Raw genomic sequence first — 13,877 nt, 5'->3', positions numbered from 1 at the left:
TTTTGCGGCATGGGTCAGCTTTGTGATCTGAGCATATCCGCGAAAAACGCTTCGACAGGCTCCAACACTTTGAAAGGCTCGTGAGCTACGCCCGGCACCCTGTCCCGGTGAACCGCGATGCCACGCGCTTCAAACGACTTTGCCAGTGCTTCAATACGGTCAATGCGACACTCGCCTTGCAGATCAGCTCCGTCCATCCAAAGCGCGCTGTTATGCGGGATGCCGATTTCCCAGGTTGCGGTGTCTTCCTCACCGATCACTGTTTGAACCGTCACGGCCTTCATCGCTTCAAGATCGAGGCGGCAGCCAAAACGTGCTTCAACATCGCGAACGCCAACCCACCAGTCATAATCAGAGTTGAGCAGAGTTACGACGCCCGGCGCTCCGATAGAGACCGCCTTGAGCCTATGAGGATGCAGCATGAAAAAGCGCTGGCAGAACTGCCCGCCGCCCGAAAAGCCGTACATGAGGGCGCGATTGCTTTTAAGGCGATATTTGGCGGCCACCTCGTCGATCATCGACAGCAGAATATGGTCAAAGCGAATGCCTTGGAACTCAATGCGCTTGTAATTGGCAAGATCGCCCTTCACGACGATGCCGGCTGGAAACAGCGGTGCCAGTACAATGCAGCGGTTCTCTCGCGCAAAATTTGCGAAGTGATCGCGGTATTGTGCCGCCGTCCGTCCCGTCCCGTGAATGATGACGAGCAGTTCGTGCGTCTCGGTGCCGTCTTCATCATAGTCCTCGGGGACATAAAGGCAGTAACTGAAACGCTGATCGAACTGACTTGCAAAAAACGTGGTCGCCCCGAAATCGTAGAAGCTGAGCTTTTTACCATGGCCCTGCCGCTTGGTGACAGGCTTTTCCTCAGTGATGGACATGACCGCCCGCCTCTCCCGGTTTCGTATTTGCATTATTGCCCCGCCATTTGAGTTTGACGCCGCCCTCGCCCGTCAGTTCGAGCATTGGAATGGCTGACAAAAGTCGGCGGGTATAGTCGTTTTGTGGCGCGTCGAAAATCTCGTCGCGCGTTCCCTGCTCGATGATACGACCATCGTTCATGACGACCACACGATCGGCAATTTGTTCAACCACGCCCAGATCATGGGTAATGAACAGGCAGCCGAAGCCATAGCTCTGCTGCAGCTTGGCGAAGAGATCGAGAACCTGCGCGCGCACCGTTACGTCAAGTGCCGAGACTGCTTCATCGGCGATGACAAAAGCGGGACGTCGCACGAGTGCGCGCGCAATCGCCACGCGCTGACGCTGACCACCCGACATTTCATGCGCATAACGATTGGCATAATCTCCACCGAGGCCAACGTCCTCCAGTGTTTCGCGAATACGATCCACTTTCTGGCTGGAGGAAAGCTCTTTCGAGAAACGAAGGGCCTCGCCGACCAACTCACCCACTTTCATACGCGGGTCGAGCGATGAATAAGGGTCCTGAAACACCATCTGCGTATGATAACGATATTCGTGATATTGGGATGAACGTCTCTCGACAGGCTGCCCCTTGAACAACAGCTTCCCTTCGCTCGGCCTGACTAGTCCGGCCATCACCCGCGCGGCTGTAGTCTTGCCCGAACCGGAACCGCCAACCACGGCGACAACCTCGTTTGGCAGGACGTCAATAGTAACCCCATGCAGAGCTCGTTTGCCGCCAGTTTTCTTGAACCAGCCACCCCGGGCTTCAAAATCGACAACAAGATCGCGCACGCTGATCAGCGGATCAGCCTTTGGAACCACGCGCGAAGGTCCACGAACCGGCAATGTCGAGAGTAGGTTGCGGGTGTAATCATGCCGAGGCTTTGCCAGAACATCAGCGGTATCGCCCGTTTCAACCACTTCACCATGGCGCATCACAACCACACGATTGGAATAGCGCGCAATCATTGGAAGATCGTGACTAATCAGCAAAACGGTCGTGCCGCGTTCCCGCGTGAGATCGACCAGCAACTCCATAACCTCGCGCTGGATAACTGCATCAAGCGCAGTGGTCGGCTCGTCCGCGATCAGCAGATCTGGCTTCATGAGCATCGCGCAGGCGATCATGATGCGCTGGCGCATTCCGCCTGAGAACTCATGTGGGAACGCCTCAATTGCCCGATCAGGATCGGCAATACCAACACGCAACAACATGGCTCTGATCCATTCGGCATGTTGCGCCTTCTCGGCCGGAAAGTGCAGTTCAAGCCCTTCTTCAAGCTGCCGCCCGATAGTCAGTGACGGGGTGAGCGAAGTCATCGGCTCCTGAAAAATCATGGCAATACCATCGCCACGGAGCCCGCGCAAAGCGGTCGGCGACATCGTTGACACGTTCTGACCCTTGAAGCGGATCGCACCATGACTTGTTTTAATGGACGCCGGAACCAGCCCCATGACCGCCCGCGCGAGCATGGTTTTTCCAGAGCCGGATTCACCAACGATGCCGAGAATTTCGCCAGCTTCTATGGAGAAGGAAGCGCGCTTGACGATCTCCAGCGCACTATCACCAACACGCAGGCTTACATCGTCGATTTCAAGCAGGGGTGCGGAAGTCATGAGCGCTTCCTCATGCGTGGGTCGAGGCGATCGCGCAACGCGTCTCCAAGAAGATTAATACCAAGCAGCGACAGCGAAATTGCGAGGCCGGGGAAAATACCAAGCCAAACAGCCTGCTCAATGAAATTGCGGCTTCCGGCCAGCATGTTGCCCCAAGTGGGCGCTGGCGGCGGCACACCCAGACCCAAAAAGCTGAGCGAACTTTCTGCGAGAATTGCCCAGCCGCACATGGACGTTGCCATGACCAGAACCGGTGCCAGACAGTTGGGCAGAATATGGCGCACCATCGTATAGATTTCCGAGTTGCCCATGACGCGGGAAGCCTCAACGAACTCCCGTTCACGCAGGCTCAAAACCGTGCCACGGACCACGCGGATCACCGAAGACATATAGGCCAGGGCAAGTGCCAAGATGATGCCATTCTTGTTGGCACCGAAGACGGCCAGCAGACCAAGCGCCATCAATATGCCGGGAAATGCCAGCAGAGCATCATTGACCATCATCAACAGCCGGTCGAACCAGCCACGCAAGAAGCCGCTGATCGCCCCGATAAGTACACCGCCGAGGGTGGCGAGAAAGACTGTGAACACGCTGATTGAAACACTGGCCGATGCGCCTCTCATAAGGCGGCTCAGCTGGTCGCGCCCAAATTCATCCGTTCCTAGCCAATGCACAGCGCTTGGCGGCGCAAGGCGCGCGGTAAAGTCCAGTGCCAGCGGGTTGTAAGGCGTCCAGAAGGAACCTACCACCGCTATCGTGAGAAGCGTTGCGGTCAGAATTCCGCCAATAATCGCGTTGAGAGAGGGATTTTTCATTTCGCCGTCACCTTCGGGTCGAAGAGCGGATAGAGAAGGTCCACGAGCAGATTGACCAGCACATAAACGCAGGCTGTGAACAGCAAACAGCCCTGAATGAGGGGATAATCCCGAGCAAAGATGGCATCGACGAGAAGCCTGCCAAGTCCGGGAATCGTGAAGACAGTTTCCACAACAGCGATACCGCCAAGCAGATTGCCAAGGATCAGCCCCAACAGTGTCCAGGTCGGGCCAAACGCATTACGGAAAGCATGACGCCACATCACGGTTGCTTCCGACAGTCCCTTGGCGCGGGCATGGGTAATGTAATCAAGGTTCAGCACTTCAAGCGTCGAGGCGCGCGCCATCCGCAGAATGACGCCGATTTCATGCAGAAACAGTGTGGTGATCGGCAAAACCAGATAGAGAAACGCTTTCCATGGGTTCTCACCAAAGCTGACATAGCCGACAACCGGTAACCAGCCGAGCTTGAGGCCAAAGGCCAGCAACAACAGCAAGCCCATCCAGAATGCCGGAACCGAAAGCAGCAAGGTGGCACAGGTCACAAGCGTCAGATCAGTCAGGCTGTTCTGCTTCCAGGCGGCGACCATTCCAAGCGGAACAGCGACAAGCGTAGAAAGCACCACTGCTGACAAGACAATACGTGCACTTACCGAAAAGCGCTCCAGAACCAGCGAAAGAACCGACTGCTGGTTGGCAATGGAAACGCCAAGATCGCCATGCAGAACATTGCCGCCCCAGATCAGAAACTGGGTGAAGATGCTGTGATCGAGGCCCAACTGCTCGCGCAGCGCGGCCAGCGTCGCAGCATCTGCAGAATCACCCAGCATCAGGGCTGCAGGATCGCCCGGTATCAACCGGACAATCACAAACACAGCCACTGCCACGATCAGCAATGTTGGAATGGCCATGCCTATTCTGGAAAGCGCAAAGCGCAGCATTTCTTTAGCCTTCGATAAAGAGGGATTTCGCGCGTGGCGCGGCATCGGACGGTAGCGGCGTATAATCCTGCAGACAGTAGGTCGCAAACTGGCGGTTCAAAGCAGGCAGCGGCGCGATTTCCATCATGCCAAGCGCTGCTTCCATCACCACCATAGCAACTGTGGCCGTGATATTGTCGTGATTGCCAGAACGTGGCGGGCGGCAGACAGCATAAGGTGTCAGGAAATCGTCAAACAGAGCTTCCTTCAACTCCTTACGGCCAATTTTTCCAACATGTGATTCAAGTAACTGGCGAACGCGCCAATCGCGGTAGAAGCTTTCAGGTACAAACGGGATGCCGGTGTCGCGCAACTTCGTCAACGCGATCGGACTGACCCAATGATTGGCATGAACGATCAGATCATTCTCCGGCAGGATCGGGAAGGATTCATCCGGCGCGCATTCAAAATCGATGCCGAAACCGGCACTCGTCGCAATCATGATATTGTTGGAGCAGGATTTTGGTGTCGAAGCCACAGCTTTGATTGCTTTTGCAAAATGCTCCTGTTCAAGCACCTTTCGGCGCACGAGGCCGAGAGGAACGCCCAGCTTCTTATAGTCGCGTTCGCATTCGAGATAATTGGCGGTGATCGAAATTCCTGCTTCATTGAAGCCGCTGCGCGCCAGTCCACCAGCCTCGACAAACGTCACAAAATCGGGGCCGTTAGTGTTGCGAACACGTAGCACGATACCGGTTTCCACACATTCAGAACGCCAGTCCCAGTTCTGACCATGAACCAGATTACCAGAGGCACTTTTTGCAGGCATGATGAGAGCACCGGTACAGCCATCATCCTGCTCTTCAGGATCAGGCGAACCCGTTTCCGCGCGCGCCATCGCAACGACTTCCGTTCGTGCATTGATCATGACGATCTGCTCAAACGGCACATCCGCGCCTTTGGCGATACCGCGCATTTCCTCGACATAGGACGCGTCGAATTCCTCGATCCGGCCGGCAAATTCTTCGATGAGGCTTTGCCTGCGTTCAGGCGAAAGACCAAACGCGTCGAGCGTGCCGGAATAAAGACCAGCGCTGCGCCGGATGCGTTCTGCTGCCAGCACCCCATATTGGCGCCCGCGCTCTTCCGGCACGCCCGAAACTGTAACGAATGGAAATGGGACAACTGACATATTCAATCCATGTTTTGTATTTTATATCTACTTAATACAAATCACATTCAATTATTGCAGAGTCAACAGTTTTTTGTTAATGTCAGAAACAATGTGTTTTCACCATTCCTGCAGGAATATTCGCCTGTCGTCCCAATGGGATAGGCTATACGAGAAAGAAATGGTCTGTTGCGAAATATCCCGTATTCTTTGAGCACAGGTTCATGGATGAACGCATTCAGGGGGCGCTGCGCATGAATATGGACGTTGAGAGATCAACGGAAGGCGAAATCGGTCTGAGCAGTCTTCAGGCGGAGGTCGCACATAAAATGGTCTCGCTCATATCCGCTGCACGCTGGAATATTGGCGACCGGCTGTCGGATGTTGCCATTGCAAAAGAGCTCCGTGTATCGCGGTCGCCCGTGCGACAGGTGCTCAATCTTCTTGTAAAGCAAGGTATTGTCAGTCAAACGCCCAATCGCGGATATCAGTTGCACCGCATTCCCGAGCCGAACGAACTCAACGACAATCTACTGCCCCCATCGGAGTCGGAAGAACTCTACCGGCGTCTGATGAGCGCGCGCGCGTCTGGCGCGGTTGGCGACGAGGTATCAGAAACCGAACTTGCCGATCAGTTGGGTGCGACACGCGGCGCGGTGCGCCGGGTTCTGATGCGCTTTGCCACCGAAGGTCTGGCAGAACGCCTTCCGGGCCATGGCTGGCGCTTTGCAGAGTCTCTCGATAATGAGCGCGCGGTCAATGAAAGCTACGCCTTCCGTCTGGTGATCGAGTGCGGTGCGCTTTCGCAACCAGATTATATGCCCGATCTCAACCAGCTTGCCGCCTTACAGCGCGAGCAAATAGAAATTTCGGTACTGCCTATTAGAAGCCTCACAAGGGATCTTTGGTTCAACGCCAATGCGAACTTCCACGAAACCATTGTTTCGTGGGCGAATAATCGCTTTTTTACGCAATCTGTGCGTTGGCAAAATTATCTGCGCCGCATGACCGAATATTCTGATTTTGACCGTTTGGGCGAAGAACGCATCCGCAGGGCTTGTAGAGATCACTTAGGCATTCTGGAAGCCATCGAGAACAAGGACTTTGAATTTGCCGCCGCTTTGCTCAAACGCCATATTAGTCGTTCGGGCGCCGAGGATGTTTAATTCGGCACCTCACTTATTCGCATCGAAAGGACGACAAAAGGGAAGCACCCAGTTTCGTTCTATAAAAGTCGTTGGTGCATTCAATTTTAGTCACACTCTGAAGCGAGCAGATTGTCGGCAAGGGGTAACGAGACCGTCTTGTCGCTCTTTGCAGAGAAATTCGCTTTTCTGTCGGTAGCCTGATCAGAGACACTGCAACGGTTCATCATCTCAATGAATTTCGTCATGGGACGGTGGCCGCCGGTCTGAACATGGGAGACGGTCTTCCTATGCTGTCGCTGCTGTCAACACTTCTGTTCAAGGGACAGGATTTCGGAAAGACCGTCCTCAAACTTCACCCAGAATCATCGAGGGCTTACCCATGACTGCTGACGCTCCAATCGAACATCGCACAAGCACTCGATACGATTGCAGCGATCCTGCCGATGAACCGCCGCGACATGCTGGCCGGGATTTTGACGGACCAGGATGTCGAGACGCTGTGTCATCTGGTCAATTAAGCTTGGGCGAAAACACACTGCGCACTGACGTCGGACCTGGCCTATCTCGAAGCCTCGGCTTTGAGATAATAGAGCGCGCGAGACACAAGGGGCGGCGTCCAATCCCCGAAAACACGCGCGAACCCGTCCCCAATGTCCTCACGTACATCGGCTTCCATGAGATAGCTAGGGCCGCTTCCATTCTAAGCGGCAGCGCGAACAAGGCTTGGCTCGTCAAGGATTATGGAGCCTTGCATATCAACGGCAGCCAGTCCTTTTCAAACGCCATCGAAACATCGCTCCGTCTTGTAAGCGCGTCCAGATACAGCGGAAGCGGTTGAGGTCGGTGGGAACGATGGGCTTGCCGGCGTGCACGAAATCCGGCGAGGATACGACGGCATTGCTGTGCGCAAGCTCCAGAAGTACAGCGATGATTAGCTTGGAACCAGATCGGTCGGTCTTCCCCATTTCAAAACCATCGGCGACGCAAGCATTCGGCGTTGTCCAGATGAGGTGGGGTATTGGTCCTTTTGGCACCCAAAGGGGTTCATGGTCCAGATTGACGAAAGCCAATGGTACAAGCCTCCCAATCTGCAGGTTCAAGGCGATTTTTGAGCACCACTTGTTTTTTCAAAAACACGACGCTTTTTTCTCAAAATTCAAAAAGTTGATTTCAACCTCAAGCCGATGCCATGATTACCTTCTGAATTGCCTGTGCTGTAGCGGTAATCGATGCCAAGTGAGCCCATTGTCAAAGCTCGTGTCGACACCAAACCAAGTGCCAAGCGTTCATTATCGGAGCCATCAATATCGATGACACTGGTCAACCCGACGAGGTCAGTGTGCCCAGCATTGGCACGTGAACTACTATCGAAGTCGCAGGTGTATTTAATCCTAACTGAGGGCTGGACGCTGGCGAACCTGATATCGAATTCATATTTGAGGCGCACCCGAGCACACCGGCCAGGCTGGATACAGCTTGGTCGCTGTAACTGATAGCATGGGGGACCACTTAGTTCGTCAAAAGCATCTAGCTTCGCATAAGCGCCCTCAACGCGGACATACGGAGAAATGAGGAGCTTGTGCTTCCGGAATTCATATCCTACGTGATCGCCCCGAAAAGCTGACCTCCCTTCCGATCACCGATTGCATACTCTCCCGTGGGCGTCACAAATCTCCTGCTGGAGAAGTCCAGCGACGAGTAGCCCGCAAGACCGTCAATGAAGATACCGGTTGATGGATGATAGTATCCATATACCGCTGCTGAAATAGCCTTCGCCTCGCTTTCAGGACCTTCCGAACCGACATCGGATTTGTCACGTCCGTAACCAAAACCAAAGCCCGCAACGAAGGATTATGAAAAACGGTAATCGATGCCTCCTGAGGCACCGACGGTCGTGGATGAGATCGCGGTTTCGTCGGCGTTGAAGTCACCAAAGTTCACATATCCTCCAGACCAGATAGCTATCTTGTTGTTGAATGCGGTCTGCCCCGTCTCTCCAAATTCGTTCAGCGATGTTCGAGACGCCTTAGCTAATTGGTCATCCTTTTCCGATGCAAAACCCAACCGGACGCCACCGAGATCACTCCGTCTGGCTCCGTCTCCTTCATTGTGCAGTTTCTCCATTCGGCTGGCGAAATTGTTAGACTGGTCGCGTGCCATGCGTCGCGTTGACTGTACTTGCGCCGTAAGGATGCCAATCACTTCCTGATCCTTGGCTATATCCCGGCCTTGCTGCCATGAGGAACTTGATCGTATGGACAGCAGACGTGCCAAATGAATTCGCTAGCGTATATTTGACGACTGCTGTTCCGCGGAAACCTGTCTCAAGAACGAACGATACATGAGTTCCGGCAACTGTGGCGCTTCCGTGTTTAGGCCCTGCCACGATTGCTGCAGCCGTGAAAGGACCACCTTTCGCGCCGTCCGACACATCAACTGTTCCAGTTTCCCGTGTTCAAGCATTACCGTGTGATCGACTGCTTCCGGCGCAGGCAGGGCAGGACATTTCGCGCCGACGTCACCCCGAGTTCTTCGCGACGTGTCTCGTGGGTACCGTCATCCAGTTCATTCGCCATCCAATTTCTTAGCGAGACCTGATGCCGTCGGCAGAGATGATTGCTTTGCTGATGTTGAAGGAAATTCAGAGACAGGAGAACTAACTCGGCTGGATCGCGAAGCCATCTCCCTGCCATCGGCTGGAATTGATCTGGCGTTCACGCAAAAGAAGCCGGAATGTTATGACGGATTTTGCGGAACTACGATCAGTATCTGCAACGAATAGAGGGCATTTGAACAGATCCTGTGATGGGCAATCACTTGAGGCGGAAGTCGAGTCCTTCTATTTGGGTGAACCTAGCCTAGCTCTAATGACGGGAACTTGCCACAAACGGGCCGTCGCAATTCTCAAAATCGAACTCGAACGTTATAACCAGGCCTGTTGCCGTCGCGGGCCTCGCTACGTTACACAAGTAGACGCAATCCATGCCAGTGACATCGGGGCCTACTATCTGGAACCGTACCGAAGTTCGGCGTGTCGATTGACATCCTTGTAAAGCAGATATCGAAACTTGCCCGGGCCACCTGCATAGCAGGCCTGGGGGCAAAACGCTCGAAGCCACATAAAGTCGCCTGCTTCTACCTCAACCCAATCCTTGTTGAGTTTGTAAACTGCTTTTCCCTCCAGCACGTAGAGCCCATGTTCCATCACGTGGGTTTCGCAAAAAGGGATTACTGCGCCGGGCTCCAGCGTAACGATTGTAACATGCATGTCGTGCCGCATGTCGGAGGGATCGACAAATCTGGTGGTTGCCCAACGCCCGTCAGTGTCTGGCATAGGGGTGGGCAGAATATCACGTTCGTTTGCCACTATTGGGTCTGGAAAAGTAAGTCCATGCAACATCTCGTACTGTTTGCGTATCCAGTGAAAACGAGTGACCACGTCACCGGTATTATGGAGCTTCCAGCCTGCTCCCGCTGGAATATATGCATAGCCCCCGGCCTCCAGCTCGTGATGTTCATTTTCAATGGTCAGTGTCACCGTGCCGTCGAGAACAAAAATTACGCTTTGCGCACGGCCGTCAGTTTCAGGATGATCGCTTCCCCCTCCCGGCTGGACTTCCATTATGTATTGCGAAAATGTTTCTGCAAATCCCGATAGGGGACGCGCCAAAACCCAGAGACGTGTTCCAGTCCAGAATGGAAGATAACTGGTGACAATGTCCCGCATTGTTCCTTTTGGCAATACGGCATACGCTTGGGTAAATATTGAACGCCCTGTCAATAATTCTGTTTGACCCGGATGACCGCCGATAGGCGCAAAATACGCTGGTTTGTTCACAATCGTTCTCCACGAATTCTAAAATGCAGCGAGTAGATCGCGGGAAAAGGGAGGCTCGCGCCCAGCACGGTGCCGGGCGCAATTTCTTTAGATTTATTGCTAGTCCTCAGCTGTTGACTTTGACGGCGACGGTCGAGGCTGGTTCGGTCAGAACGACCGACGTATCGAAATCTCTTTCGCCGGCAAGGACGCGGTCAGCCTTTTCCTTGTCTATGTCACCTTCCCAGGTCGCGATAACCACGGTCGCCACGCAGTTTCCGATCAGGTTTCCAAGAGCTCTGACGATGCCGACAAACCAGTCCACCGACAGGACAAGGACCAGCCCGATCATTGGAATGTCGGGAATAGCCGAGAGCGTCGCCGCGAGAACGACAATTGCTGAGCCTGGAATTCCGTGCGCACCTTTTGATGTAAGCAAGGCGACGCCAAGGATCAGCAGCATATGACCGAATGACAGATCGGTATTGGTCGCTTGTGCGATGAAGACAACGACAAGCGTGAGGTAGAGTGAGAATGCATCCAGATTGAATGAATATCCCGTTGGAATGACCAGCCCAACTGTCGAATCCTTGATCCCCAATCCCTCCAGTTTACGCATGACCTGCGGCAGGACGCTATCCGAGGATGCTGTTCCCGTTACGACGGCCAATTCTTCCCGGAAATACTTGATGAGGCTTATAATGCTGAACCCGGCCATCCTCAGGATCGCACCAAGTACAACAAATACGAAAAAAAACACGCCAGCGTAAAACAACAATACAAGAAACCCGAGTTGTTGCAGCGACGCAATGCCGTAGCGTCCGACAGTAAAGGAAACCGCACCCAGAACGCCGAGCGGAGCAAGACGCACAATAAACCCAATGATTTTAAAGAGTACGGCCCCCACTTCTTCGATCATGTTTCCCACAGATCTGCCTTTTTCTCCCATGAGAGCCAGGCCAGCGCCGAAAAGAATCGAAATGAGCAGAACCTGAAGAATGTCTCCGGTGGTAAACGCATTGAAAACAGTCGTCGGAATAATCTTCATCAGGAAGCCAACCGTGTCAGTGACCTGTTCGGCGTTTGCGGTATAGGTCGTCAAGGCCGTCGCGTCGAGCGAGCTGACGTCGACGTTCATTCCCTTGCCCGGTGAGAATGTATACGCGAGGATAATTCCCAGAACGAGAGCGATTGTGGTAACTGCTTCAAAATAGATCAGGGATTTCAAGCCCACGCGGCCAACCTTCTTCAGGTCCCCGGCTCCAACAATTCCGTGGACCACAACACAGAAAACCAAGGGAGCGATAATCATTTTAATGAGCTTAATGAAGCCATCGCCCAGTGGTTTTAACGATACAGCAAACTGGGGCCAGAATACGCCCACCAATATACCTAGGATTAATGCGAAGATAACTTGCCCAAACAGGGACTTGAAAAAACGCGCCATTTGATCCTCCCTCTCAATGGGGCTATTAGCATCAGCGCTGCGGGTTATCCAACACGGTCCGCTCCGATGCAGTCAGGTATCTTCGTTGGACTACCTGTCACCATCGCCCTCCAATAGCATCTGACGATACAACCTAGACGTCCAATATTTTATTGATTACTCTCTATTCAAAGAAAATATGGATGGAGGTGAGACCATGGAGCTTCGACATCTTCGGTATTTTCTAGCAGTGGCGGATGCGCTCAATTTCACCACAGCAGCCCAGCGGCTCGGGATATCGCAGCCGCCGTTAAGTCATCAGATAAAGCTATTGGAAATAGAACTTGGCGTGGACTTGTTCGAACGCTCCAGCAGGCGTGTCACACTGACCAAAGCTGGCGAAGTGTTCCGCCGAAGAGCGCTGTCTATCCTCGAACAAGTAAAGATGGCATCTGAACACGCGAGATCAATTGGTCAGGGAAATTCTGGTGTGCTGAATATAGGCCTAACCGGCTCAATTTTGATTGGTCATTTCGCCCATATAATGAATACGTTTTGTGCTCAATATCCCGACGTTGAAGTACGCACACATGAGATGTCTCCCGGAGAACAAATCATTGCGCTGAAGGCCGGGCGAACCGAGCTTAGTATACTCAGAAGTCCGCCCGAAGATTCTGATCTCACTCTTGAACTGGCGTGGCCCGAAAAGATCGTCGTTGTTCTGTCGGCTGATCATCGTCTTGCACACCACGAAAGCATTCGGCTTGAGTGGTTAAACAACGAAAAATATGTCTCGCTAAGGTTGGCGGACTCCCGCTTTGCAAACTATTTGCTGAACGCCTGTATCGCTAACGGTTTTGTGCCGAGTATCACTCAGCAAGTCGTTGAGTCATATTCGCTTCTCAGTTTGGTTGCGGCGGGATTCGGTGTTGCACTAGCCCCTGAGTCCGTCAGCCAGCTATCGCGTCCCAATGTGATTTATCGGACTCTTCAACATCCCCCGTTGGTAGCTGATGTCTATGCGGTAAGCCTCTCAACCGACAACCCTGTTACACAGAACTTCCTGAATGTTCTACTGCACCAAACAAATCATCTGCTACCAGAACGGCTAGAGTGCGCGAAAAAATGATGGCCTTGTTCGATATCAATCTGGGTGACTAAGAAGGAGATCTGCCTTCCATTGCAGTAAGTGTGCGGCGCCAAGGGCCGTTGAATACTGCCAGCACTATATTCAAACGACGCTCCAGTGATGTCGAAATATCGGCTGCTGGTATTGCCAATAAATCTGTGCCTGCGGTTCGATCACCCATTTTTCGCTGATCGAAAATTTCTTGTCTGCTTCGAGAGACCATCCATTCATGCCATGGAGGCAGGAACTATAGTCCGCGACTGATTCCGTATCAATGCGGAGCCATGAATGCATGACGATAGCGTCGAAATAGGCTTCGTCTTCCCAGCTGTGCGTCCAGTAGGCCGAGGCTGTAAGCATCGACATCGAGGTTACCGATCTCGATACTGTTGCCATAGATGTTTCTGGCGCGCATTTCGCCCCAGCTGCGGGCATGGCCCGCCATGGCACGGTCGATCAGTTAGACCATTTCCGGAACCGATGCAGCCGGTTCAGACAAAGCCAAGCAAAAACCCGAAAACCTTTCAGAAGTCATGACAATCAACCGCCCACTTACCACGTTGTCTGCGAATCGTAGAATGGAGGTATGCGCGAACTCCGTCAGCGACTGACCGCATTGGTCGGCTGCACGCTTAACCTGACATCATCAGGTGGCGTTATAATCAATCTCCTAGAGTGTGATCTTGACGAATGGTTCGCCGCTTCGCGGGAAGTACGTTGTATAGCTCGGCCATCCGTCTGGAACCGTCTTTCAGTTCGTCATCCGATCCCCCGCGTAATTGAAGATCAGTAACGGCTTTGAGCTATGCTTGAGAACGCATGCGTCAAGGCCTTGCCGGGCTGCTGCTGGTCGCCGACCGGCAGGCCCTGCAGATATTTCTCGGCGCTGAAAGCCCGGCCATCGCGA

The 13,877-nt window shown here is 53.4% G+C and carries 13 protein-coding genes and 3 pseudogenes; 3 read left to right on the top strand and 13 right to left on the bottom strand.

The genetic code is table 11. The annotated features are described in order from the left end of the window. Positions 1-14 precede the first annotated feature (14 nt). The 5 genes from JNC63_RS16920 to JNC63_RS16900 are packed head-to-tail and all read right to left on the bottom strand — an operon-like array spanning position 15 to position 5,471. Positions 15-881, bottom strand: a complete 867-nt coding sequence (locus JNC63_RS16920; protein WP_006470551.1) for an alpha/beta hydrolase family protein — start codon at positions 879-881, stop codon at positions 15-17. Then, positions 868-2,544 carry a dipeptide ABC transporter ATP-binding protein gene (locus JNC63_RS16915; protein ID WP_006469356.1) on the bottom strand — a complete coding sequence of 559 codons (1,677 nt, stop codon included), beginning with the start codon at positions 2,542-2,544 and terminating at the stop codon, positions 868-870. Before JNC63_RS16915 ends, JNC63_RS16920 begins: the two co-directional genes overlap by 14 nt. Further along, positions 2,541-3,359, bottom strand: coding sequence for an ABC transporter permease (locus tag JNC63_RS16910; protein WP_006469357.1), 819 nt, complete (start codon positions 3,357-3,359; stop codon positions 2,541-2,543). The genes JNC63_RS16915 and JNC63_RS16910 overlap by 4 nt, the downstream gene beginning before the upstream one ends. Next, positions 3,356-4,300 (bottom strand): ABC transporter permease, encoded by a 945-nt coding sequence (locus tag JNC63_RS16905; RefSeq protein ID WP_006470550.1) that lies wholly within the window; start codon positions 4,298-4,300, stop codon positions 3,356-3,358. The genes JNC63_RS16910 and JNC63_RS16905 overlap by 4 nt, the downstream gene beginning before the upstream one ends. A gap of 4 nt (positions 4,301-4,304) precedes the next feature. After that, positions 4,305-5,471 carry a C45 family autoproteolytic acyltransferase/hydrolase gene (locus tag JNC63_RS16900; RefSeq protein WP_230349654.1) on the bottom strand — a complete coding sequence of 389 codons (1,167 nt, stop codon included), beginning with the start codon at positions 5,469-5,471 and terminating at the stop codon, positions 4,305-4,307. A 203-nt stretch (positions 5,472-5,674) separates the two neighbouring features. Between JNC63_RS16900 and JNC63_RS16895 the strand changes: the two genes are divergently transcribed. Both JNC63_RS16895 and JNC63_RS16890 read left to right on the top strand, forming a co-directional pair. Further along, complete coding sequence (locus JNC63_RS16895) at positions 5,675-6,616, top strand: GntR family transcriptional regulator (RefSeq protein WP_006470548.1); 942 nt, start codon at positions 5,675-5,677, stop codon at positions 6,614-6,616. A 425-nt stretch (positions 6,617-7,041) separates the two neighbouring features. Further along, a pseudogene (locus tag JNC63_RS16890) lies at positions 7,042-7,179 on the top strand (integrase); the annotation flags it as partial. Positions 7,180-7,353: 174 nt separating this feature from the next. On the opposite strand, the gene JNC63_RS16885 reads toward JNC63_RS16890, so the two are convergent. The 6 genes and pseudogenes from JNC63_RS16885 to JNC63_RS16860 form a co-directional block, all read right to left on the bottom strand. Further along, positions 7,354-7,668 carry a type 2 periplasmic-binding domain-containing protein gene (locus JNC63_RS16885; RefSeq protein WP_006470546.1) on the bottom strand — a complete coding sequence of 105 codons (315 nt, stop codon included), beginning with the start codon at positions 7,666-7,668 and terminating at the stop codon, positions 7,354-7,356. Between the two features lie 529 nt (positions 7,669-8,197). Continuing rightward, positions 8,198-8,386: pseudogene (locus tag JNC63_RS16880) on the bottom strand (autotransporter domain-containing protein); the annotation flags it as partial. Positions 8,387-8,449: 63 nt separating this feature from the next. Next, positions 8,450-8,818, bottom strand: coding sequence for a hypothetical protein (locus JNC63_RS16875; RefSeq protein ID WP_374846590.1), 369 nt, complete (start codon positions 8,816-8,818; stop codon positions 8,450-8,452). Continuing rightward, positions 8,739-8,984: a hypothetical protein gene (locus tag JNC63_RS16870; protein ID WP_374846589.1), complete on the bottom strand. Its 246-nt coding sequence runs from the start codon at positions 8,982-8,984 to the stop codon at positions 8,739-8,741. Before JNC63_RS16870 ends, JNC63_RS16875 begins: the two co-directional genes overlap by 80 nt. Positions 8,985-9,602: 618 nt before the next feature. Continuing rightward, on the bottom strand, positions 9,603-10,436 hold the full coding sequence (locus JNC63_RS16865) for a bifunctional allantoicase/(S)-ureidoglycine aminohydrolase (protein ID WP_006469369.1): 834 nt from the start codon (positions 10,434-10,436) through the stop codon (positions 9,603-9,605). A gap of 106 nt (positions 10,437-10,542) precedes the next feature. Next, positions 10,543-11,862, bottom strand: a complete 1,320-nt coding sequence (locus JNC63_RS16860) for a C4-dicarboxylate transporter DctA (protein WP_006469370.1) — start codon at positions 11,860-11,862, stop codon at positions 10,543-10,545. 196 nt (positions 11,863-12,058) lie between these two features. Here JNC63_RS16860 and JNC63_RS16855 point away from each other — a divergent pair, with 196 nt between their 5' ends. Beyond that, positions 12,059-12,970, top strand: coding sequence for a LysR substrate-binding domain-containing protein (locus JNC63_RS16855; RefSeq protein ID WP_050791029.1), 912 nt, complete (start codon positions 12,059-12,061; stop codon positions 12,968-12,970). A 102-nt stretch (positions 12,971-13,072) separates the two neighbouring features. On the opposite strand, the gene JNC63_RS16850 is transcribed toward JNC63_RS16855, so the two are convergent. Further along, a complete protein-coding gene (locus JNC63_RS16850) occupies positions 13,073-13,336 on the bottom strand; it encodes an autotransporter domain-containing protein (protein WP_245670626.1) in 264 nt (87 codons plus the stop codon). 94 nt (positions 13,337-13,430) lie between these two features. Continuing rightward, a pseudogene (locus tag JNC63_RS16845) lies at positions 13,431-13,592 on the bottom strand (DUF1778 domain-containing protein); the annotation flags it as partial. Positions 13,593-13,877: the final 285 nt, after the last annotated feature.

The sequence above is a fragment of the Brucella ciceri genome (assembly GCF_041930145.1).
Taxonomy (GTDB): Bacteria; Pseudomonadota; Alphaproteobacteria; order Rhizobiales; family Rhizobiaceae; genus Brucella; species Brucella intermedia.
This window is presented reverse-complemented; position numbering and strand designations above follow the sequence as displayed.